Origin of the sequence: Aurantiacibacter suaedae, assembly GCF_005434915.1 — a bacterium.
Classification (GTDB): domain Bacteria; phylum Pseudomonadota; class Alphaproteobacteria; order Sphingomonadales; family Sphingomonadaceae; genus Alteraurantiacibacter; species Alteraurantiacibacter suaedae.
On record NZ_SKCG01000003.1, the window covers coordinates 366,525 to 387,899 of the forward strand.

The 21,375-nt window shown below is 58.4% G+C and carries 14 protein-coding genes; 6 read left to right on the forward strand and 8 right to left on the reverse strand.

Annotated features, from left to right (window positions below; genetic code table 11):
* Window positions 1–66: 66 nt before the first annotated feature.
* From E0473_RS12790 to E0473_RS12810, 5 genes are all read right to left on the reverse strand, one after another.
* On the reverse strand, window positions 67–1,092 hold the full coding sequence (locus E0473_RS12790; RefSeq protein WP_137681268.1) for a phosphotransferase enzyme family protein: 1,026 nt from the start codon (window positions 1,090–1,092) through the stop codon (window positions 67–69).
* On the reverse strand, window positions 1,089–2,366 hold the full coding sequence (locus tag E0473_RS12795; protein ID WP_170308145.1) for an aspartate aminotransferase family protein: 1,278 nt from the start codon (window positions 2,364–2,366) through the stop codon (window positions 1,089–1,091). Before E0473_RS12795 ends, E0473_RS12790 begins: the two co-directional genes overlap by 4 nt.
* Before the next feature lie 102 nt (window positions 2,367–2,468).
* Window positions 2,469–3,440 carry an AraC family transcriptional regulator gene (locus E0473_RS12800; RefSeq protein WP_161981595.1) on the reverse strand — a complete coding sequence of 324 codons (972 nt, stop codon included), beginning with the start codon at window positions 3,438–3,440 and terminating at the stop codon, window positions 2,469–2,471.
* A 63-nt stretch (window positions 3,441–3,503) separates the two neighbouring features.
* The gene (gene qhpR / locus E0473_RS12805; protein WP_161981596.1) at window positions 3,504–4,520 is read right to left on the reverse strand and encodes an AraC-like transcriptional regulator QhpR; all 1,017 of its coding nucleotides are present in this window, start codon (window positions 4,518–4,520) and stop codon (window positions 3,504–3,506) included.
* A gap of 207 nt (window positions 4,521–4,727) precedes the next feature.
* Window positions 4,728–5,525: an SDR family oxidoreductase gene (locus E0473_RS12810; RefSeq protein WP_137681271.1), complete on the reverse strand. Its 798-nt coding sequence runs from the start codon at window positions 5,523–5,525 to the stop codon at window positions 4,728–4,730.
* Between the two features lie 138 nt (window positions 5,526–5,663).
* On the opposite strand from E0473_RS12810, the gene E0473_RS12815 reads away from it, so the two are divergent.
* The 5 genes from E0473_RS12815 (at window position 5,664) to E0473_RS12835 (ending at window position 16,075) form a co-directional block, all read left to right on the forward strand.
* The gene (locus tag E0473_RS12815; protein ID WP_338325098.1) at window positions 5,664–6,851 is read left to right on the forward strand and encodes an MFS transporter; all 1,188 of its coding nucleotides are present in this window, start codon (window positions 5,664–5,666) and stop codon (window positions 6,849–6,851) included.
* Between the two features lie 390 nt (window positions 6,852–7,241).
* A complete protein-coding gene (locus tag E0473_RS12820) occupies window positions 7,242–9,749 on the forward strand; it encodes a TonB-dependent receptor (protein WP_161981597.1) in 2,508 nt (835 codons plus the stop codon).
* A gap of 90 nt (window positions 9,750–9,839) precedes the next feature.
* Entirely contained in the window at window positions 9,840–11,573 is a 1,734-nt protein-coding gene (locus tag E0473_RS12825) for an amidohydrolase (RefSeq protein WP_137681274.1), read from the forward strand.
* A 100-nt stretch (window positions 11,574–11,673) separates the two neighbouring features.
* Entirely contained in the window at window positions 11,674–13,332 is a 1,659-nt protein-coding gene (locus E0473_RS12830) for a carboxylesterase/lipase family protein (protein ID WP_161981598.1), read from the forward strand.
* A gap of 244 nt (window positions 13,333–13,576) precedes the next feature.
* The gene (locus tag E0473_RS12835; RefSeq protein WP_241657501.1) at window positions 13,577–16,075 is read left to right on the forward strand and encodes a TonB-dependent receptor; all 2,499 of its coding nucleotides are present in this window, start codon (window positions 13,577–13,579) and stop codon (window positions 16,073–16,075) included.
* A 254-nt stretch (window positions 16,076–16,329) separates the two neighbouring features.
* Here E0473_RS12835 and E0473_RS12840 read toward each other — a convergent pair whose 3' ends face one another.
* Together E0473_RS12840 and E0473_RS12845 are read right to left on the reverse strand one after the other, a co-directional pair.
* Window positions 16,330–17,991, reverse strand: a complete 1,662-nt coding sequence (locus E0473_RS12840; RefSeq protein WP_161981599.1) for an amidohydrolase — start codon at window positions 17,989–17,991, stop codon at window positions 16,330–16,332.
* Between the two features lie 89 nt (window positions 17,992–18,080).
* Entirely contained in the window at window positions 18,081–19,745 is a 1,665-nt protein-coding gene (locus E0473_RS12845) for an amidohydrolase (RefSeq protein ID WP_161981600.1), read from the reverse strand.
* A 268-nt stretch (window positions 19,746–20,013) separates the two neighbouring features.
* Here E0473_RS12845 and E0473_RS12850 point away from each other — a divergent pair, with 268 nt between their 5' ends.
* A complete protein-coding gene (locus tag E0473_RS12850) occupies window positions 20,014–20,640 on the forward strand; it encodes a helix-turn-helix transcriptional regulator (protein WP_161981601.1) in 627 nt (208 codons plus the stop codon).
* An 85-nt stretch (window positions 20,641–20,725) separates the two neighbouring features.
* On the opposite strand, the gene E0473_RS12855 is transcribed toward E0473_RS12850, so the two are convergent.
* Entirely contained in the window at window positions 20,726–21,331 is a 606-nt protein-coding gene (locus tag E0473_RS12855) for a MarR family winged helix-turn-helix transcriptional regulator (protein ID WP_137681280.1), read from the reverse strand.
* Window positions 21,332–21,375: the final 44 nt, after the last annotated feature.

The following is a 21,375-nucleotide window of genomic DNA, read 5'->3' on the forward strand; positions in this document are numbered from 1 at the left end:
GCGACAGCGACCGGCGGCGAGATGGGGGAGACCCTTTACTCGCCGCCGATCAGCTAGAGCGATGCGTTATCCGCAGCTCTTGCGGTAAATCTCGCATGCGGAACACGCCTGCTCGATCAGGAAAGGTGTCAATTCGCGCGCTGTTTCCGTTTCGCGGCGGGTGGATACCCAGCCAAGATATGTGGTTCCGCGCAACATCATAAACAGCGGAAGGGCATCGACTTCGCTTTGCGGCAGCGGGCGTACCTCGCGATAGCCCGCGATCAACGCATCTCGCAGGTCCTGAAAATCCGGCTGCCGGTGATGGAAATAGAGCGTCGTGGCAATGTCGAACATATGCCAGCCGTGCCCGGCATCATCGAAATCGATCGGCTGAAGCCTGTCCCCGGCAACCATAACGTTGTCGGCGATGAGGTCGGCATGAATGAGGCCGGAGTTGTCCCCGTTGCGAGGGTGCTTGGCGAGGGCTCGCGCGCCTTCCTCCCTTGCACCGAGCATCATCTGTCTCTGCTCCTGATCGAGGTCCGGCAACTCCCAGAACCGTCCCCAGATGGGATCGGCGCCGACCAGCGCGTCGGTGTACCAGTTATGGCGTTCGAAGTCGGACGGGGTGGCCCACTCTGCGCCATGTTGGTGCAACTGGGCCATCAGGCCGCCGAGGAGGCGATAAAGCGCGGCCCGCTCGCGCGTTGGAAGGCTTCCCTCATCTTCGAGTTGGGACAAGGGCACCCCATCGACCCAGCATAGCAAATCGGCCCGGCGAACTTCCGGCACCGCAGGAGCGGAAGCCAGGGTGATCAATTCTCCCTTGGTGTTGCTTATCACCTGGGGAACCGGCAGCCCTTGCCGTTCGAGCGCTTCCATCCAGGCAACCTCGGAATTCAGGGCAGCGTCGGAGTGATAGTTTGGCCGGTGGATACGCAGGGCGAACCGGTTTCCGTCCGAATCCCGTACGGAGAATATCGCATTCTCGCGATACTTGACCAATTCGGGAACGCCGTAAGCGCCCGGGTACTGTGCAAGAGCATTCTGAGCCAGGACGGTCAGCGATGCGATCTGTTCTGCCTGCGAGGCGTCGTAAAAGTTGGTCATTGGGCCAAAGTCTCGATGGTGCTGGAGAGGGCGTCTGCCAATAAATCGACTTCTTCTCTGCCGAGGCAGAGAGGCGGACGAATCTTCAACACGTTATCGGCAGGCCCGATCTTGCTGATAAGGATCTGCCGGTTGCGCATTTCGTTTATAATGGCCTTGGCGAGCCGGGCGTCAGGTTGTTTGTCGTCCCCCACGAGTTCGACAGCGGCGAAGAGACCCCGTCCACGGACATTTCCGGCGCAGCTGAACTTGTCAGCAACGTCGGCCAGGCGTTCCTGCAGGTATTGTCCCACGGTTGCGGAATGATGCATCAGGTTTTCGCGCTCGATCACGTCGAGGACAGCATTGCCGGCAGCAGCGGAAACGGGGTTCCCGCCAAAGGTGTTGAAATAGAGCGCATCGCCGGTGAAGGCGTCGGCAAGCGCGCTGCTGGTAACAACCGCTCCGACCGGATGGCCGTTACCCATAGGCTTGCCCATGGTCACGAGGTCTGGCGTTACACCTGTGCTTTGAAAACCCCACATCGCATCGCCCATCCGGCCGAAACCGGGCTGCACCTCGTCGGCGATGAACAAACCGCCGGCGTCACGAACCCTTTGTGCAACGCCCTGCACATATGCCGGTGGAACATCGAGCAGGCCTTCGGTGGAGAAGATGGTGTCGAAGATGACTGTGGCGACACCGAAGCCGGCCTCGTTCAAAGACTCGATAGCCTCGTCAACCAGGGCAAGATGGTGAGCGACCATCTCATCTTCCGAACCGTCCCAACGGTAGGGGTCCGGTATCTTTAGCGAACGGACGAAATCCGCCATGGGTTCGGGATGAGGCAGCCCTGTGGTCAACTCGGCAAAGCCGCTCGAATTGCCATGATAGCTGAAGTCGCTGACCAGAACCCCACGGTTGCCTGAGGCATAGCGCGCAATTCTCAGCGCCAGTTCGTTGGCCTCTGTCCCGGTGCAGACGAACATGGCGCGGTCGAGCTGCGGAGACGGGAGCAAGCCTGTGAGGCGCTCGGCATATTGGAGGACGACCTCGTTGAGGTAACGGGTGTGAATGTTCAGTGTGCCCGCCTGTTTGCACAGGGCTTCGACCACATGCGGATGGCAGTGCCCGACATGCGGCACGTTGTTGTAGCAATCGAGATAGCGGGTTCCGTCCGCATCCCACATCCAGCATTCCGAGCCGCGCACCATGTGGAGAGGCCGGTCATAAAATAGCGGAGCGTTGGGACCGAACTGGCGCTCGCGACGCTCAAGGATATCTGGCGAAATCATCTCGCTGCCTTCGATTGTTCTGCTGAAAAGATCCCTGACTGTCGGCCATCGAGAAATAAACCCGACGAAAGTCTAAGGAATCGTGGATCCGGCCCACGCGCATCAGGCTGACATGCCCTGAGCGGGGGCTCGGCGGTACGAATTGGGCGTCATTCCGGTCACCTTGCGAAAGGCGCGGGTGAAACTGGAACTCTCCGAGTATCCGAGCATGAGGGCGATATCGACAATCGGGCGATCGGTTGCCAGTAACATGCGTCTGGCGCGAACCATCCGCTCTTCCAGCGCGAGCTGGCGAAAGCTCTTTCCCTCCGCCTTCAACCTGCGGAACAGTGTGGACACTGACATGCGAAGTTCTTCGGCAACGTCTGCCTCCCTGGAAAGGCCGCCGCCTAGCAGCATCTGAACTCTGCCGGTCAAATCGCATACGGTCGCCTCGTTGCGCGACGAACGCGCGAAGTGTTCGGAGATCAGTTCCGCAAGCATTGGGCGACTTGCTGGATTGCGGTGATTAAAACCTTCGCGATCATAGATCAGCCGGTTCGTCGGCTGGTCGAAGAACACATCGCAGCGGAAGTAATTCTGATAATCGGCATAGGTGCCTTGGCAGCTGTGTTCGAGGTGGACCTCGCGTGGTCTCAGTCGTCCCCCTGAAAACGCATCGACGAAGCTCGTATTGGCAGCGATTGAAAACTCTGCATCTTGGCGCCTGGTCAGTATGCTTGCATCAAGAACGCGATATTCAATCTCGGCAGTATCCCCGCAAAGCGTCAGGCGGTTGAGAGTGCCCTCCTGCATAACGTGCAGATGCTGGGTAAAGTAATTCAGCGCGTCGACCAGTGACGGGGCGCTCATGAACAATGTGCCCATCAGCCCCAGGTTGGCAGGATCCTCGATCTTCCCGATCTTCAGTCCCAAATGTTGTATGCCCGTTGCCTCTGCGGCCTGCTCGAAGAACGCTACGTAACTGGCGAGAGGCACGAAATCCTGAGCTTCGTCGACCAGAGCGAGATCGATACCTGCGGCGTTGAGCGCAGCATCGACTTTAACATTCCGCGCGCGCAGCCAATCGACCACATGCCCGAAAAGGCTAAAGGATATGCGGGGTAGGGCAAGTGTCACAAGCGATCGCGGTTTGGTTCAAATCCGGACCAGACGGGCATCATCGCCGCGCGATACACCGCGAAGGTAAGCCTGAGGGGGAATGCCCATACAGCGCGAAAAGGCCCGACTGAAAGTGCTGTGTTCAGAATAGCCGAGCCGCAAGGCGATTTCCGAAATCGATACCGAGCTTTGACGGGTAATTTCCAGCACGGCCTGGCGGATTCGGCATTCATCGACAATCGCCTGGAAACTTGTGTTGTCGGCTGCCAATCGCCGTCGCAAGGTTCGATCCGAAAGCCCTAACTCCGCAGCAACGACCGATTGACACACTCTGCTACGCCCCAGGCGACTGTAAACAGTTGCGCGCACCTTATCCTCTATCGGCTTGGCTCGGCGCTTTTCCTTCAGCGATGTGGCGAGGCCGGAAAGCTTTGGAGGCTCGAACGGCCTGCCCGGTCTCATGGGAAGGGCAAGACACCTCGCCGGAAAGCGAATCATGTTGGACTCAGCACCGGGATGGCACGTAAGACCGGATGCGCGTTCAAGTTGCTCGGCCAGCGTTCGGTCGGGCGTTTCGAGGAATATCTCTGCCTCATTTTGGGGGAAGTCACAGGCGCTGAACATGATACGCGCCTTGATGGCCAGCGTATAGATTGCGTCCTGGTGTCGCGGCCAGATGGTGGGGTCGAGGATGCGATATGACAGGGCAACAAACTCACCCTCATCGATAAGCCTTAACTCCGTCAGATCCTGCAGCAGATCGAAGTAGGTGCACATCTGCCGAAGCGCGGCCCCCAGCGTCTGGGCAGAGCCCACCGCTCTGCCGATATCGCCGTAGTGCGGGAGATCGACAGCTTCTCCGACCTTCCATCCCAGCGCTTGTACTCCCGCCGAGCCGGAGATGGCTTCGAGGGTGCCCACGAAATCGACCAGCGCCATGGTTTCGCCGAAATCAACTACTGGTGAGGTGGGGCAGCTCTCAACGAAATCGCAGTCTGCAAACACCTGCTGCCAACCGTGGAGAGCGGAGCGGAGGACTTGCGGCTGATTCATTCGATATCGAACCCCTTTCTGTATGTAACAGATTAGAGGCTGGATCACCGTTGTATAGACATATTCCGTCAGTAATTGACACTTTATGTCAGCAAAGCGGTTTGGGGAGGAAGTGGCTTTTCTTGGCGAAAGCAGCCAACTGGCGTTTCCCCTCAGCATCGAGCGAGAGAAAAATCTCGCTACTCATGTCGTAACAGATGGCGCTACTCAGGGCATGAGCGCGCTGTTCTCGGGGATTAGCGCGCCGCCATCGACGACAATGGTCTGCCCCGTCACGAAGGCAGCCTGGTCCGAGGCGAGGTAGAGCATGGCATAGGCGATATCTTCTGGAGCACCCAATCGCTTGAGCGGTATCGAAGCTGCCATCTCGCGCGCCTGCTGTTCGTCACCAAGAGCGCCCATCGCTTCGGTAGCAATAAGGCCAGGTTCGACCCCGTTCACTGTGATCGAATCCTTGGCGAGTTCCATGGCCGCCGCGCGGATAAAGCCGTTCAGGCCCGATTTCGATGCGGCATAATGCGCAAGCCGAGGAAGCGCGACCCGCGGGCCCGTAACCGACGAGGTAAACAGCATACGGGGCGAAGGAGCTTTTCGCAGGTGCGGTAGCGCAGCCTGAGTCAGCCAGAAAGCCGACATAAGATTGACCGACATCACCTCTTGAAGCTGCTCAAGCGTAATTGCCTCGATTTCGATTTGCGGAAAAATTCCTGCGTTGTGAACGAGAATGTCTAGCTTGCCATATTCGCTCGCGGCCTGTGTGACTGCCGCAATGCAGGCGCTCTGGCTCGCAAGATCGGCGGAGATCAGGCTGGCGCGCCCGCCACGAGCGACGATCGCGCTCTGCGTTTCTTTTCCGGCTTCTTCGCCCCGGGTCACGATAACTACATCCGCACCCGCATCGGCGAACACCAAGGCGATTGCGCGCCCGATACCTCTTCCTGCGCCCGTAACAACAGCTACGCGGTCGGTAAGAGTGAATGGCTTATGATTTCGTTCGATAGTCATCGCACGCAACCATCGTGTTTTTGCCGGTGATGCCAATGGCCGATTCGGCCAAGTTCTCTATCCCGGAATCGATAGGTTGCCGTGAATTAAGCGTGCGCCAGCAAGGCAATCGTTCAATTTAGGTGGGGTCAGTAGTCTATGCAGCGTAAATCTTCGAAAGAGGCTGATTCAACCGTAGCGGCGATCATTCTTGGCACGATTGGCGTGCTGAGTTTTATCGTGCAACCGGGCCTCGTTCAGGGATTTGTCACTGAATATGGTTCGACCGAAGCTGTGGCGAATGGATTGGCCTTCGCCGAGATGCTTGGCATCGCTTCCTCTACGATCTTGGCGGCTTTGATTTCAGACCGGTTCAGCTGGCGATTGCAGGCCAGTCTGGCGCTGGTCATCGCAGCCGCGGGATATGCCCTGTCGGGCCTCGCATCTGGCGGAGATATGCTCTCGATAGCCCGGTTCATCGCCGGGTTCGGTTCGGGTATCGTAATCTCCATCAGCTTCGTCGTTGTTGGGGCCACCGCGCGAGCGGAGCGCAACCTCGCGCTCTATCTTGTGCTTCTGCTTACCTATGGTGCGCTTGGCCTATGGGCCATGCCAACCATCCTCGATACCGTCGGGCTCGATGCGGTTTTCTACGGCTGGGCCGTTATGTGCTTGGCGGCCATCGCGGCTGCCTTGCAATTGCCGGCCCACGCATCGAGTGGCGGCCAGAGCGATGGTCTTCAGACCGAAATGTCCTCCGCCCGAGCGCCATGGTTGGCCATCATTCTCACCCTTGCAGGCATACTGGTCTACAATGTCTCGGTGGGTGTGGCCTGGGCCAATCTGTTCCTGATCGGCATTGATGCCGGGCTTGATGAGCAGCCAATCGCCGATGCGTTGCTCATTTGCCAATTCACGGCCGTCGGCGGGGCGCTGGGTGCGGTTTGGTTCTCGGAACGCGTTGGCAATTTCTGGCCGGTTCTAGTCGGGCTGCTGGGTGGGGCGGGAGCGATTGCGCTCACCCTTGGGCAGCCCGACTACGCGGCGTTCCTCGTTGCACTCATCGCGTTCAACACGCTGTGGAACTTCGCCATGCCGTTTATTCTTGGCCTCGCCGCCAGTCTGACGCCTTCGGGGCGATTGATGTCGACGGCCATAGCATTTCAAATGCTTGGTCTTGCCTTTGGTCCGCTTGCCGCAAGTGAGCTGCTCGGTGAAACATCCAGCTTCGAGCCGGTAAAGGCGCTTTCGATAGCTACGATGCTCATTCCTCTAGCGCTATTGGCCTGGCCTCTTTTGCGCCGTGGGCGTCCCGCTGACGAAGGTGGGGCTCAGTTTGCGAAGTGAGCTACTCGCGTTGGCAGAGAATCCCGGCATGACCTCAAGTGTCTTTGGGTGTCCGATCAGAGAAGGCGGGGTGTTGAAGCAAGTCAGGTTGTAGCCTGTCTCCGTCGCCTTCATCGCTGAACCGGCAGCTCCTTCTCGCAAGAAGAATGCTGAGCACATTCCAGTATTCGGCGTAATTTTCGAAATAGACGAAACTTTGTCCGCTTTCGCAAAGCAGAAGGCGTTGGTGCGGGCATCCTAATTCCTGCGTCAGACCCGCTGTAACCGACAATAGATCGGGCGGTGACGCGTGCCCAAATTAGCAGGAGGGCGCCGCAGAGTTGGTTCAGGGGCCATCAGTTCAGGGTTTGGGCGTACCCGTGGTGAGGCCACTCAGGAATGGGGTGCGAAATGACTTTCTGTAAACATATCAAGTTGCGCACGTTGACGGCTGGCGTTGCGATGACAGCGATAGGCTGGTCCTCTTTGGTTGCTGCTCAGGACGCTGAGGCTGGAGCGAATTCGCCCGAAGGATTTGCCGGCAACTCAATCGTCGTTACAGCTCAGCGTCAGGCGCAGTCACTCGATGACGTTCCGATCAGTGTTGCCGCTTTCGACACTCGCGCGATGGATGAACGCGGTGTTCGCAGTATTGATGACCTCTCGCAGATTTCTCCCGGTCTGGTCATTCAGCGCAGTGACACGCGCAATGCTTCGGCGGCGCGGATTTCGATCCGGGGTATCAATTCCGCGGCGGGCGCGGCGACGACAGGCATTTATATCGACGATGTTCCGATTCAGGCGCGTAGCTTGGGCTATTCCAGCTACAGTGTCTTTCCTCAGGTGTTCGACCTGGAGCGCGTAGAAGTTTTGCGCGGTCCACAGGGCACACTGTTCGGTGCGGGTGCGCAAGGTGGTGCAGTGCGTTTTATTACGCCCGCCCCCTCGCTTAACGACCTGTCGGTCTATGGGCGGGGCGAAGTTTCAACCACGGAAAATGGTGACGAAAGCTGGGAGCTGGGCGCTGCTGTTGGCGTACCGCTGATCGAAGGGAAACTCGCGCTGCGCGTAAGTGCTTGGCACCGGTTCGAGGGTGGATATGTCGATCGCATGATTTACGATCGGCCAAACGGTGGTGGTCCCTACATATCGTCGTTCTATCTCAATCACCCATACTACCAAGCGGCTTATCCTGGTTTAACGCCAGTTGACGGCACGCCTGAGCCCACCACGGGCACTATCGTCGAGGAAGATTCCAACTATCTTGAAACCGATATCGTCCGCGCGGCGCTTCGATTCACGCCGATTGATGAGCTCGACATTACCGCTTCTGTTTTTTACCAAAATACCTACAGCAACGATTCCGGAACTTACTGGCTGAACCTTTCCGACGTCGAAAATCATGATTTCGTTCAAGGCAACAACCAGGCCCAACCTAGCAGTGACGAATTCTACATCCCTTCGTTGGAAGTAGAATATGATGCTGGCCCGTTCTCGATCGTCTCGACTACTTCCTATTTCAAGCGCGATCAGGAAGCGTTCAACGACTATACGTCGTTCGAACATGCTATCTATTTCGGTTCCTATCTCTCAGATCTCGATGAATCGACGGACGCCTATCAGTTCAACGAGCAGGAGAATTTCACGCAGGAGCTGCGCTTCCAGTCCAATGGGGAGGGGCCGGTAAACTGGGTGCTCGGCTTCTTCTATACCGATAACAAGCAAGAAGCGCGGCAATACAACGATATCAGCACACTGCCCGTGCCATTCCCCGAGGCGGGCTGCCCGCCCAGCCCGGTGCCTCCCTTCGTTGTCACCCCGCCATTCTGTTATGGTGCCCCAGTCGAGGGAAGCGATCGCTCGCCCGTTGATGGGGCGGTTCTTGGCAATGCGCTCGACCCTATGACACTCGACGAAACCCAGGCGGCGGTTTTTGCGCAGGTCGACTACGATATCACGGAACGCCTCACGCTGACTGCGGGTGTGCGCGTAGCAAAGACGGACGTCGACATTTCGGCGACCAACTACGGACCGATTGTTGGACCGGAGCCCGTGATTGCCGAGGCTCAACAAAGCGAAACGCCGATTACTCCGAAATTTGGCCTGAACTATCAGATCAACGATGACACGCTCGTTTACGCGAGCATTGCCAAGGGGTTCCGGACCGGGGGTGGTAATCCGGAAATCGGCCAGGGCTGCAACCTCAGCCTGTCACAGAATGGCTTGAGCTTTTATGATTCTGATAGCCTCTGGAGTTACGAAGTCGGTGCCAAGGGCGGGCTGTTCAATAACCGACTGCAGATCAATGCGAGCGGCTATTATATCGAATGGGATAACATCCAGCAGAATATCGGGCTGCCTTGCGGCTTCCAGTTTGTCATCAATGGAGGCTCAGCGATCAGCAAGGGCTTCGATGCAGATATAACTCTTTGGCCAACAGATAATCTGATGCTGAGCACTGCGGTAGGCTACAACCACGCCGAGTTTGGTGAAGACGTGCCGAACCCGGCGGGTGCGGGCAACCTGCTTTCAGATGGTGACCGTGTCGCAGGTTCGCCTTGGCAGGTGGCCACCAGCGCAATGTACGAAGTGCCCATGGGTTCAGTTGAAGGATATTTGCGCGGCGATTGGAATTACGTTTCCGCCTGGCCGGACGAGCTCATCAACCAAAACCCCGACAACACCAGCTTCAATGCGGCCCTTCGCTCCCAACCTGGCTACCACCAGGTGAACCTTCGTGCGGGGGTGAGAATCAACACGTTCGATGTCTCGCTGTTCGTGCGCAACGTGTTCAATGATGCGCCTGAACTTGGCTACGGCCAATCTCCCTCTGTGTTCAGCGCGGGCGGGCCGGACCTGTATCAGGCGGTAACGGTGCGCCCGCGAACCTTCGGTCTCACGCTTGTGGGTCGGTACTGACGAAACAGGGATAGGGGGCGTCGCAGAGATGCCCCCTTTCTGTGTGTTAGAGCACACGACAACTTTTCCACGCTATTTGCAGGGCCTCCAATGACAAAGAACATTTCTTCTCTCGCCGCTTCGCTATGTCTTGCTGTTTGCTGGAATGGGTCTGCTGCAGCACAGCCAAATGTTGCGAGCGATCCGAATTCGAGCCTGGTAATCGTGAATGGGCGCGTGATGACGCCAAACGGTTTCGAAGAGGCTGTCGCGATCGAAAACGGCATCATCGTATCGGTCGGGTCGACCGAGGATGTGATGCAGCGTGCACAGTCTGGCGTGCGAATTCTGGATGCCAATGGTGGGGCGGTTCTGCCTGGCTTGCATGATCTGCACGTCCACTCCATCGGTGGCGGAATGGCGCAGAGCTCGTGCGGCTTCAGGCCGGCCGCTCCGCCGGAAGAGATCCAGCAGGCCGTGGCGGCCTGTGTGGCGAAAGCCAATGATGGCGACTGGATTCAGGGCGGCAGCTGGATTTCCAATGTTTTTGCCGAAGGCCAGCAAACAAAGGCTCTGCTCGACGAGGTCTCGCCTAATAACCCGGTCTTGCTGTTCGACGAATCTCACCATAGCGCCTGGGTGAATTCCGCCGCCCTGGAAGCGGCCGGATTGACCGCTGATACCCCTGATCCTGTCAACGGGCGGATAGAACGCGGAGCGGATGGCGAACCGACCGGCGTGCTGCGAGAGGCGGCGATGGGTCTTGTTTCGGGAGTGGTTCCTCCACCTACCGCCGCTGACATGACCCAGGCGCTTGGCATCGCTACCGATCTCATGCTGTCATATGGCGTCACGTCCTACACGGATGCAGGGCTCGATCCCGTTAGCATGCAGATCATGTCAGATGCGACTCGTTCCGGCGCCGTGAAGAACCGCATACGCGGGTGCATGATGTGGAACCCGAACACGCCAGACGGCGGTGAAGCTGCCTTGGCGCTGATTGCCAGCCGCCATCGCTATGCCACAGATCGCTTCCAGCCCGATTGCGTGAAAACCGGCCTCGACGGTGTTCCCACGGAAAGCCACACGGCTGCTATGCTGGAACCCTATGCGCACTCGGACGAGACCGGGATGAACAGCATTTCATCGGATGTTCTTCTCCCTGCGGTCGTCAATTTCGACCGGCAAGGGCTCCATGTAAAATTTCATGCCGCGGGAGATGCCGCTGTTCGCAATGCGATCAATGCCATCGAAGCGGCCCGGAAAACAAATGGGCTGGGCGGACCTTTCCATGACGTAGCGCACGCCAGTTTCGTCTCACCCGCCGACGTTGCCAGAATAACCGAGCTCAATGCGAGCTGGGAGTTTTCCCCTTACATCTGGTATCCGTCGACAATCACGCGAGATATCGTCGAGGCGATTGGTCCCGAGCGGATGAAGCGCTGGATTCCGATTGCCGATGCGCTGGAAGCTGGTGGTCTTGTCGGGGCCGGTTCGGACTGGTCTGTCGTCCCCTCTATCGACCCTTGGCTGGCTATCGAAACGATGGTCACCCGGCAGTTGCCCGGCGGCAGCGAGGAGGCTTTGGGTGCCTCGCAAGCTGTTTCGCTCGAGCAGGCGTTGCAGATTTTTACGCTCAACGGTGCTCGCATTATGGGCCATGCGGACGAGGTGGGGACGATCGAGCCAGGCAAGTACGCTGACATCTTCGTAACCCAGCAGGACCCGTTTACGCTGCCGATTACCCAACTCCACGAGGTGGAAGTGCGCTGGACCTTCGTCGAGGGTGAACTGGTCTATGACTCAGAAGCGCCCCCTGCCTCGCTTGAAGGAGTGAACCGTTAATGGCGTAGGCCCGGTGCCTTCCCTCACAGGATAGGCGGCAACCGCGAGTCAGGAACCGGCAGTTATGGCAATCCCTAACATCACCCGCAGATCTGCACTTATGGGTTTCGGCAAGGCCGGGATGCTGGGAGCATTGCCAGTTGCCGGAGCCTTCGCGGCACCGCTCAATCCCGATCCTGCGGCGATTGTGGAGACTAGTGCCGGGAAGGTCAGGGGTGGGCTCGTTCGCGGAGTGCACCTGTTCCGCGGGCTCCCATATGGAGAACCAACTGGCGGAGAAAACCGCTTTCGCGCACCGCAGCCACGGAAATCGTGGGCCGGGGTGCGCGATTGCCTGACGTGGGGTGATCGGGCGCCTCAAGAGTTCATAACTCTGGACGCCGCTGGAGGCTCCAGCGATCTTCGCCGCGATGTCGAGGATACCATGCCGACGTATCGGGATGGTATGAGCGAGGACTGCCTCAATCTGAACCTGTGGACTCCGACATTGGAACGTGGTGCCGGACTCCCGGTGCTAGTCTGGCTGCATCCGGGCGGATTTGAGTTCGGGAGCGCAAACCTTGCCTTCAGCGACGGCACGAACATCGCCAGACGCGGAGATGCCATCGTCGTTGGAATCAATCATCGCCTTGGCGCGCTGGGCTTTCTCCATCTAGAAGATCTCGCCGGTGCAAACTCGTCGTTCGATGGCAACCTCGGACTTCACGATATCATCTTGGGCTTGAAGTGGATTCGCGAGAATATCGAAAGTTTCGGCGGCGATCCGGAACGGGTTATGATTTTCGGAGAGTCCGGAGGCGCGCGCAAAGTATCCACTTTGCTGGCGATGAAGGAAGCAGAGGGGCTCTTTTCGCGGGCAGCCATTCAGAGCGGGCCGGGCATTCGCTTTCCGTCCAACGAAAATCAGACCAGGCGCACGCAGTTCCTGCTTGAGGAGCTCGATCTTTCGGCGGGCGAGCTTGAGCGTCTGCGAGACGTTCCACACGAACTGATCGTGCGCGCCGGGGTGCTGGCGGGGCAACGCATTCGGGCCGAGCTCGAGCCCGGCGTACCATTTTATGAGACCTATGGTTTTGCTCCAGTCATCGGTAGCGGACTCGCAGGTCCACCTTTCGATCCTGCTGCACCCGCGACCGCCCGCCATGTTCCGATATTGATCGGTACAAACCGGCACGAAATGTCACTGTCCTACACGGCGGACAAGCGGTTCGACGTAGTGGACGACCGACAGCTCGCCGCAGAGGCGCAAAAGATTGCCGGAAACCATGCCAATATTCTTTTGGAGGGATATGGCCGGAGCTATCCGGGGGCATCGAACCGGGAATTGCTCCTGATCATGACTGCCGATCATTCGCATCGAAAAGACTCGATAACGTTGGTGGAGCGCAAGCTCCAATCGGGAGGTGCGGATGTTTTCATGTACCGTTTCGACTGGGGGAGCCCGGTCTTTGATGGTCTTATGAAGGCCGCCCATACCTACGAAATTCCGCATGTCTTCGACAACACGCAGCTATGTGCCGGAATGACCGGCGGCACTGCCGATGCCCTGGCGCTTGCCGAAAAGATGAGTGATGCCTGGGTTGCCTTCGCGCGTGACGGCAGCCCGCAAACGTCCGGCCTGCCGAACTGGCCGGTTTACGACCTTACCAGTCGCAATACGATGCTGTTCGATGACGACTGTCGTGCGGTCTCCGATCCGGGCCGGGAAGAAAGGTTGATCTGGCGACAGATCGAACGCGATCAAGGCCTCTGGTCCTGAGGTCAACGCTTTGGCAGCAAGGGCTGCGAGCCTTCGCGGATCATATCTTCTGAGGCCGAAATCGCGGCTTCTTTTTCCCTGCGAACCAATAAGCTGGGCGCTGGACGGATCAGGCTGCGTCTTTGTCCTCATATGACAAGTTCGCGCGCCACTCGTGTCTACTCTTTGCCCCCGAGCGGGCCTCCGAACCGCTCACAGACAGCCACCAGATTGGGCGTCGGCAAATCAAGTAATGAGGGAATCAATGAGCAACAGTTTCTGTATCCGAAATCGGCTCGCTGCTGGAGTTGCGTTAAGTGTTCTGGCGATGCCCGTCGGGGCATTTGCACAAGCCACGGAAGATGCGCCGGGTGGTAGCCGCTCCAGAGCCGCGCCGAGCAACGAAATCGTCGTGACCGCCACCCGCCAGGAAGAGGTCCTCAGCAGAGTGCCCGTCAGTGTTGCCGCCTTCGGGGAAGAGCAACTGGACGAGCAGGGTGTGCGCAATATTGACGACATTGCCCTTATTGCGCCGGGCCTTCAGGTGAACCGGACCGACTTCCGCAACGCAGCTGCTGCACAGATATCCATCCGTGGCATCAGCTCAACTGCTGGGGCATCAACCACCGGTATTTACATCGATGATACGCCGATCCAGTCGCGCAGCCTTGGCTACACCAGTTACTCCGTGTTCCCTCAGGTATTCGATCTCGAGCGCGTCGAAGTCCTTCGTGGCCCGCAGGGAACGCTGTTCGGTGCCGGCTCGCAAGGCGGAACGGTTCGTTTCATTACGCCCACGCCGTCGCTTTACGATTACAGCGCATATGGCCGGGCCGAAGTCTCGACGACCGAAAATGGCGCAGAAAGCTGGGAGGCCGGCGTCGCCGTGGGCGGCCCGATTGTGGAAGACCTTCTGTCGTTCCGTATCAGCGCGTGGCATCGCCGCGACGGGGGCTATGTCGATCGTGTAAACTACGATCGGCCCGGCGGCGGCGGGCCCTATGTGTCGGCTTTTTACCTTCAGTTTCCCAATTTTCAGGCCACCTTTCCCGGCCTGACCCCCTCCGATACCTTGTCGGAGCCGACCACGGGCACCGTGGTGGAGGAAGATTCGAACTATCAGGAGGTGGATGTCTTGCGCGGCGCCTTGCGGTTTGCGCCCAGCGAGAATCTGGACATCACCGCCTCGGTGTTCTGGCAGGACATTTATAACAACGATTCCGGCTCCTATTGGCTCAACCTCTCAAACCCAGACGAGAACGAATATCGTCAGGGCAACAACCAGGCCCAGCCAAGCCACGACGAGTTTATCTTGCCGTCGCTGAAAATCGAATACGATGCCGGCCCGGTAACGATCGTCTCGAACACATCCTACTTCGACCGCAAGCAATCTGCTGTTAATGATTATACTGCTTTCGAGCGGGCAATTTACTACGGATCGTATCTCAGCGATCTGGACGATACCACCACATCATATGTGTATAACGAACAGCAGAACTTCACTCAGGAACTGCGTGCCGAAGCCAGCGATCTGGGCGGTCTCGATCTCGTGGTTGGACTGTTCTACACTAAGAACGATCAGCTTGCCCGCCAGTTCAACGACATCTCGACGGTCGATGCTTCATTCCCCGATGGCGGGTGCCCGGCAGGGCTAACCCCGCCGATCTGCTACGGCGCACCGGTGACCGGTGGCCCCAACGCACCGCTCGATGGCGCGGTGTTTGGTAATGTGCTGGATGCAGCCACTCTCGATGAAGAGCAGCTGGCCGGTTTTGTTCAGGCGGATTACGAGATCGCCGAAGGTCTCACGCTGACGGCAGGCCTGCGGGTTGCCGATACCAGAGTGGAAATCGGCTTTGACAACTATGGTCCGATCGTCGGGCCGGTTCCTGTCAACGCCAGTGCCGTTCAGGAAGAGACGCCGGTTACCCCCAAGTTCGGTCTCTCCTGGCAGGTTAACCCGGATCATCTCTTCTATGTTAGTGCCGCCAAGGGCTTCCGGACCGGTGGCGGTAACCCCGAGATCGGTCAGGGTTGCGGCTTCTCGTTGAATGCCAATGGCCTTGGTACTTACGATTCCGACAGCCTCTGGAGCTATGAGGCTGGAGCGAAAAACAATCTGTTCGGTGGGCGCCTGCGTGTGAGCACCAGCGCCTACTATATCGACTGGCAGGACATTCAGCAGAACATCCTGCTGCAGTGCGGCTTCCAGCTCGTGGTCAATGGTGGTTCAGCCATCAGCACAGGCTTCGACAGCGAGATTGCGCTGGAGGTCACCGACTTCCTGACCCTGTCCAGCGCCATCGGTTACAATCACACAGAGTTTCAGGAGGATGTGAGAAATCCCACATTGCCTGGCACAAACCTGATTTCCGAAGGCAATCAGGTGGCGGCTCCCAGCTGGCAGATTAGTTCCAGTGCTGCTTTCCGCTATCCGATCGGTGCCAACGACGCCTACTTCCGGGCCGATTGGCAATATGTTTCTGACTATCCGGACGATCTGACTTACCTGGACCCGCAGAACGCGGCATCGTTCAATCGGTCGCTCGGTGTCGTTGGGGACTATCACATCGTCAATCTGAGGGCTGGAATTGCCCTTGAGAATTTCGATGTTTCCGTCTTCGCCAAGAACCTTACTAATTCGAATCCTGAATTGGGCAGGTTCGAATCTGTGGACGCGTTCAGTGGAGCCGGGCCGAACCTGGTCTCCGGGTTTACGTTGCGCCCGCGAACCTTTGGTTTGACGGTAACCGCCCGTTATTGAGCCTAGTGTGTAGGGGGACAGGGCGGATCGACGCCCTGTCCCCCATATATGTTAACCGACCGACAGGCCGAGGTGGCATTCGCCACCTCGGCCTTTTTCGCGTCGGCTTTTACGACTGAGACCGGAGTGGTATTTCCGGTTTCGGCATGCGCCCGGGACTGGGCGACAAACAAACAAAGGCCTGCGCTTGGAAACCAAGCGCAGGCCTTTTTCAGGTAAGTGTTGTCAGACCTATAGTCCGACTAGCATGCCTTTTATTCGCCCCCGTTGAGGTTCGGATCGCCCATTACGAATTCGCCTGCGAGCATTGTCGCCAGAACCTTGGTGCTGTGAACCGTTTCGATGGGAACCTCAAAAATGTTGCGATCGATGATGATCAGATCGGCGATCTTTCCAGGCTCCAGCGTTCCGACCTTGTCGGACCGGTACATGTGCCGGGCGGCATTGATCGTAAACATGTCGAAGGCCTCTTCGATCGTAATCGCTTCGCGGCCGCCGACCTGCGGCCCATCGGTGACGCCGGGCGGGCGGCGGGTCACCAGCGTTTCCAGTGCCAGCCAGGGATTGACCGAAGGCACCACGTTCCAGTCAGAGCCTGCCACGGCGAAAACGCCAGCATCGATCGCCTCGCGAACCGGGGTAAAACGCTCGACGCGCTCCGGCCCGACGGCCTTGATTATGCCATCGACAATGGGTGAATCGAACCAGATATAGGGCGAGAACTCCAGCACCGCGTCAATCTCAGCGGCCCGAACGAGGTCTTCCGGCGCCACGAAACTGTTGTGCGAGACATCGTGGAGAATGCCGGTCAGGCCATTGGCTTCCCTTGCCGCCGCGATCGCATCGAGGCTCTGCCGGACGGCAGCGTCTCCCGCTGAATGGAGCTTTACCGTAAGGCCCATCGCATCATAGCGTATCATTTGCTGCTCAAGCGACTCGGTTTCCACAAACAGCATTCCGCGATCGCTGCGTTCGCCATGGCCGGCGTGGGTATCGGCATAGGATTCGAGCATGGCCGCGGTGTGGCTGTCTGTCGGAACGCCATCGGTGATGAGCTTGACGCAGGAAGGCGAGAAACGCTCGCGCGCGTAGACTTGCCTCATCGCGATCAGCTCCTGATCGCGGCCGATCATACAGCCGCGAACATAGGGGAGCATATGACGGCTGTCCGCAAGGTCGGCATAGGCCTGAGCGACGCTGCCCGAGACGAGTGCATCTTCCATGGAGGTGATGCCAAAGCCAAGGATGTAATCCAGAGCGGCACCCAATGCCTGGGCGCTCTGTTCCCTGGTTGCGGGCGGAACCAGCCGAGCCACTAGCTGGCTGGCGGATTCGCGCAGGACGCCGGTCGGATCGCCATTCGCGTCGCGCTCGATAATGCCTCCTTCGGGATCGGGCGTGTTGCGATCGATGCCGGCCATTTCCAGCGCCATACTGTTGGCCCAGGAGCTGTGAATGCTGACGTCAGTGAGCAGGACCGGGTTTTCAGGAGCGACACGATCGAGCATTTCCTTGGTCGGCGTGACCCCGAGCGCGGCCGGTTCGTAGGCGCGTCCGGTGATCCATTCTCCCGGAGACTTCTCCGCTACGCAACCGCTCACGGATTCGAGGGCTTGGTCGAGTGTGCTATCGGGATGGACCTCACACTGCATCGAAGCCATGCCGCCACTAAGCGGATGGACATGCATGTCGTGAAGACCCGGCAGGACCGTACGACCGGCAAGGTCGATCACGCGCGCTCCGGGGGCAGCCACGGCCCGAACGGTTGCCTCGTCTCCCATTTTGAGAATGACTCCGTCCCGGAGCGCCATCGCTTCGACCCAGGTGTCGTCCATTCGGATCTCGCCATTGAAGAGGATCATGTCGGCACTCGGGGCTTCGACCGAACCACCTCCGAGCTGAGCATATGCGGGCATAGGCGCGGCCAGGGACAGCATGGATGCCGTACAGGCGAGAAGCAGTTTACGCGGGATCATTGGGCAGTACCTCCGAAAATATGAGCGACTTATTGGTCGGAATTGAAAACCTTCTCGCCCTCGATATAGACTTCCAGAACGGTGGTTTGATGCACCTGAGAAATGGGCACCTCGAAAATATTCTGGTCGAGGATGAGGAAATCGGCGAGCTTGCCGGTTTCCAGCGTTCCCAGAAATGACAACTCGCCGCGGCTTCTGGCCGCATCATGGGTGAACAGATCGAACGCATCCTTCAGGCTAATACGCTCGGCCTCACCCAAAACAGGGCCGCTGCCTCCCGGTGCTTGCCGTGTGACCAGAGTTTCGATTGCCAGCCATGGGTTTGCCGATGGCGTCACGGGCCAGTCCGAGCCTGGAACCGAATTGGCACCTGCTGCCAACGCATCGCCAACCGGCACCCAGCGCTGCATGCGCTCGTTGCCGACGGCACGCTCGATATCGACCGTAATAGGCGAGGGGAACCAGATATACGGCGAAAATTCGAAGGTCGCGCCGACTTCGCGGGCGCGTTCGATATCGGACATTTGCGCGAGGCTCGTATGACCAACGTTGTGCATGTGGGGAGTGAACCCGTTTGCATCGCGAGCCGCTGCAATGGCGTTCACGCCGGCGCGCACCGCCGCATCGCCAGCGGCATGAAATTTGACGGTCAGTCCCTCTGCGTCGAGTTCCGTAACTAGGTCGTCCAGTTCGTTCTCGGGTATCATGAGCAGGCCGCGCTCGCGTCCTTCGAAGCCCGCATTATCATGTGGCATGTACGGTTCGACCAAAGCGGCGGTGTGGCCGTCCGTGGGCACCCCGTCGAGCATGATCTTCACGCAGGACGGATCGAAGCGCGCGCGCTTGAAAAGCGCGCGCTCAGCGATGAGGTCGGCATCGCGCACCATCATGCATCCACGCACGCGTTGCTTGAGCCGCCCCTCGTCGGCGAGCTGGGAATAGGCCAAGGCTCCTGCGCGCGAGACACCGGCGTCGTCGAAACTGCTGATCCCGTAGGCGAGCAGGTGATCCAGGCCCCAGGCGAGCGCCTCTTTGTTCGCCTCCAACGTCGGACCGGGAATTTGCGAGAAAACCAGCCGCGAGGCGCTTTCCCGCAGGATGCCCGTAGGCTCGCCATCGGGGCCGCGTTCGATCACGCCCCCTTCAGGATCGGGCGTATCCCGATCGATGCCGGCAATCTCCAGCGCGCGCGAATTCGCCCAGGTGGAATGGCCGCTGATATCGAAGAAGAGCATCGGCTGGTCGCTAGAAATCTCGTCGAGCATCTGGCGGTTCGGCGGGGTATCTCCGAAGGAGGCGTTATCGTGGCCGTTGCCGACCACCCATTGATCGGCTTCCTTGGAGGCCGCACAGGCGCGGATTGTGGCAAGGGTCTGATCTTTGCCGCCTCCCTGGACAATCGCGCAATTGCGAGCGTTGAGGCCAGCGCCCATTGGGTGGACATGCATGTCGTAAAGCCCGGGAACGATGAGGCGCCCCCCGGCATCGACTATTTCCGTGTCCGGAGCGAGGAAAGGCTCGACATCGGCGCGTGTCCCGATTGCAACGATGGCTCCGTCCCGAATTGCCATGGCTTCTGCCCACCCGTCGGCGGACAAGATGCGGGCATTGTTCACCAACAATTCTGCCCGAGGAGCCGGGACCGGTTCGCCAGGACCGTGAAACTGGGCCGCAGCGCCGCTCGCCATCAACATCGCGCAGCCGGCGGCAAGGTATTGTGGCGCTCTCATTTTCAGGTCTCCTGCTCTTCAAATTTGCGCGAAGTTTGCAGGCATCTCGTCAAGCGACTACTCGACTAAAGACTTAGGTTCCTGCGTCTCCAACTTTGGCCGGATATACAAAGCGGCGAAGCGCGATCTGTCGGTAAGCCCCATGTCGTAAGAGGGGAAGCGCAGAGGGCCAATGGTGCAGCCAATACCAGGAACAGTCGTCGATCAATTGCTTGCTGCTATCCGCGACCTCATGCCTATCGCCGGAGCCAGCTGTTATTTTGTAGATGAGCAGGGGCGGCCCTTCGGCCATCGCCTCAATGGTCTTTCGCGTGAGCAATTGCAGGAATATCGGCACGATTTCTGCGAGCGCGATCCCTTTTTTCCGGCTCTGCATCAGCCATCGGGAAAAGACATTGTCGCCTTGGAAGACATTTCAGGCCAGCGCGATACTGCGGGCTACCTGGAGGGGTTCCTGCATCGCTATGGCTATTGCGATGAAGTAGAGATGTTCTTCAGAAGGCCGGACGGGCGCATTGCCATGGGCGTAGGGATGATCCGCGATGAACGGTCCGGAAGATTTCGCGCTAGTGAGCTTGAACTGATCGCGAAGGTGAAGCCCTTCCTGCATCTCACTCTCGCTGCCTACCTCAACACTAACGCCGAAGGCCTGCAGTGGCGCACCTCATCGTTCGCGAGCCAGCTCACGACGCGCGAAGTTGAGGTTGTGGAGCATCTTCTCGGCGGAGCAAGCAATCGGGAAATCGCCAACCTTTGTAATGTTACTATTGCTACAGTGAAGGCTCATTTCTTCAATATCTTTGACAAGACTGGGGTCACATCCCGTACGGAACTGGTGGCGCGAATACTTACCCAGTAGGCGGGCCATATCGGTCATATGGAGTTTGCGCCTCTGGGATAACCATGTTGTCGGGCGCACGCCGTGCTGGGCAAGATTTTCCTTATTACATTCGCGATTTAAGTGCGAACTGGCGAAACATATTTTCGCCGTCTTTGTCAGTGGATCGCAAGGTCGCCACCATCTTTTGTAGGTGGCGCCTGAGCGCCATGACCTCGTCAAGTTCGAGCTCTGACATTGCGAAGCTTGCGACACGGCGGGATTCGGGTCGCATCTCTTCCGCAAGCTTCATCCCGGCCTGCGTTAGTCTGAGCGGTCGTCGGCGACGGTTTGCTTCATCTTCCCTGGCAACAATCCGGCCTTGCTTCTTCAGCTTCGTAACGGCCCTGTTGATGGTCATGATACTGACGCCGATCGTGTCAGCAAGTTCACTAGCGGTGACCTCGCCCAACTCACTTATCATCAGGAGCGTCCGATGCTCGTTGAGTGTCAGATCGTGCCGTATGCCCAGATGCTCGCTGTATGGGGCGGTGAACAGATTGCTGAGCTCAAGCACCAGAAAGAGCGTCTCCTCCGCGATCCGTGCAGGATCTTCGGTCTCGGCTGAAGCCATCAAAATAGGATCTTCCATCGCATCAAACATCTCAAAGCCTTCCAATAGACCAATCTCAAGGCTTGGCAAACGGGCGCCTGCCGTCAGAATATGTAACATGTGAAATGTTAACGGCGGATTTTCGCTCTAGACTCTAGGTTTTT

Excerpts from the sequence above, each read along its gene's own strand:
- E0473_RS12815 (WP_338325098.1), top strand. The coding sequence starts at position 5,664 with ATGCAGCGTAAATCTTCGAAAGAGGCTGATTCAACCGTAGCGGCGATC.
- E0473_RS12810 (WP_137681271.1), bottom strand. The coding sequence starts at position 5,525 with ATGACTATCGAACGAAATCATAAGCCATTCACTCTTACCGACCGCGTA.
- E0473_RS12830 (WP_161981598.1), top strand. The coding sequence starts at position 11,674 with ATGGGTTTCGGCAAGGCCGGGATGCTGGGAGCATTGCCAGTTGCCGGA.
- E0473_RS12795 (WP_170308145.1), bottom strand. The coding sequence starts at position 2,366 with ATGATTTCGCCAGATATCCTTGAGCGTCGCGAGCGCCAGTTCGGTCCC.
- E0473_RS12850 (WP_161981601.1), top strand. The coding sequence starts at position 20,014 with ATGCCTATCGCCGGAGCCAGCTGTTATTTTGTAGATGAGCAGGGGCGG.
- E0473_RS12845 (WP_161981600.1), bottom strand. The coding sequence starts at position 19,745 with ATGTTGATGGCGAGCGGCGCTGCGGCCCAGTTTCACGGTCCTGGCGAA.
- E0473_RS12835 (WP_241657501.1), top strand. The coding sequence starts at position 13,577 with ATGAGCAACAGTTTCTGTATCCGAAATCGGCTCGCTGCTGGAGTTGCG.
- qhpR (WP_161981596.1), bottom strand. The coding sequence starts at position 4,520 with ATGAATCAGCCGCAAGTCCTCCGCTCCGCTCTCCACGGTTGGCAGCAG.
- E0473_RS12855 (WP_137681280.1), bottom strand. The coding sequence starts at position 21,331 with ATGTTACATATTCTGACGGCAGGCGCCCGTTTGCCAAGCCTTGAGATT.
- E0473_RS12825 (WP_137681274.1), top strand. The coding sequence starts at position 9,840 with ATGACAAAGAACATTTCTTCTCTCGCCGCTTCGCTATGTCTTGCTGTT.
- E0473_RS12840 (WP_161981599.1), bottom strand. The coding sequence starts at position 17,991 with ATGCCCGCATATGCTCAGCTCGGAGGTGGTTCGGTCGAAGCCCCGAGT.
- E0473_RS12790 (WP_137681268.1), bottom strand. The coding sequence starts at position 1,092 with ATGACCAACTTTTACGACGCCTCGCAGGCAGAACAGATCGCATCGCTG.
- E0473_RS12820 (WP_161981597.1), top strand. The coding sequence starts at position 7,242 with ATGACTTTCTGTAAACATATCAAGTTGCGCACGTTGACGGCTGGCGTT.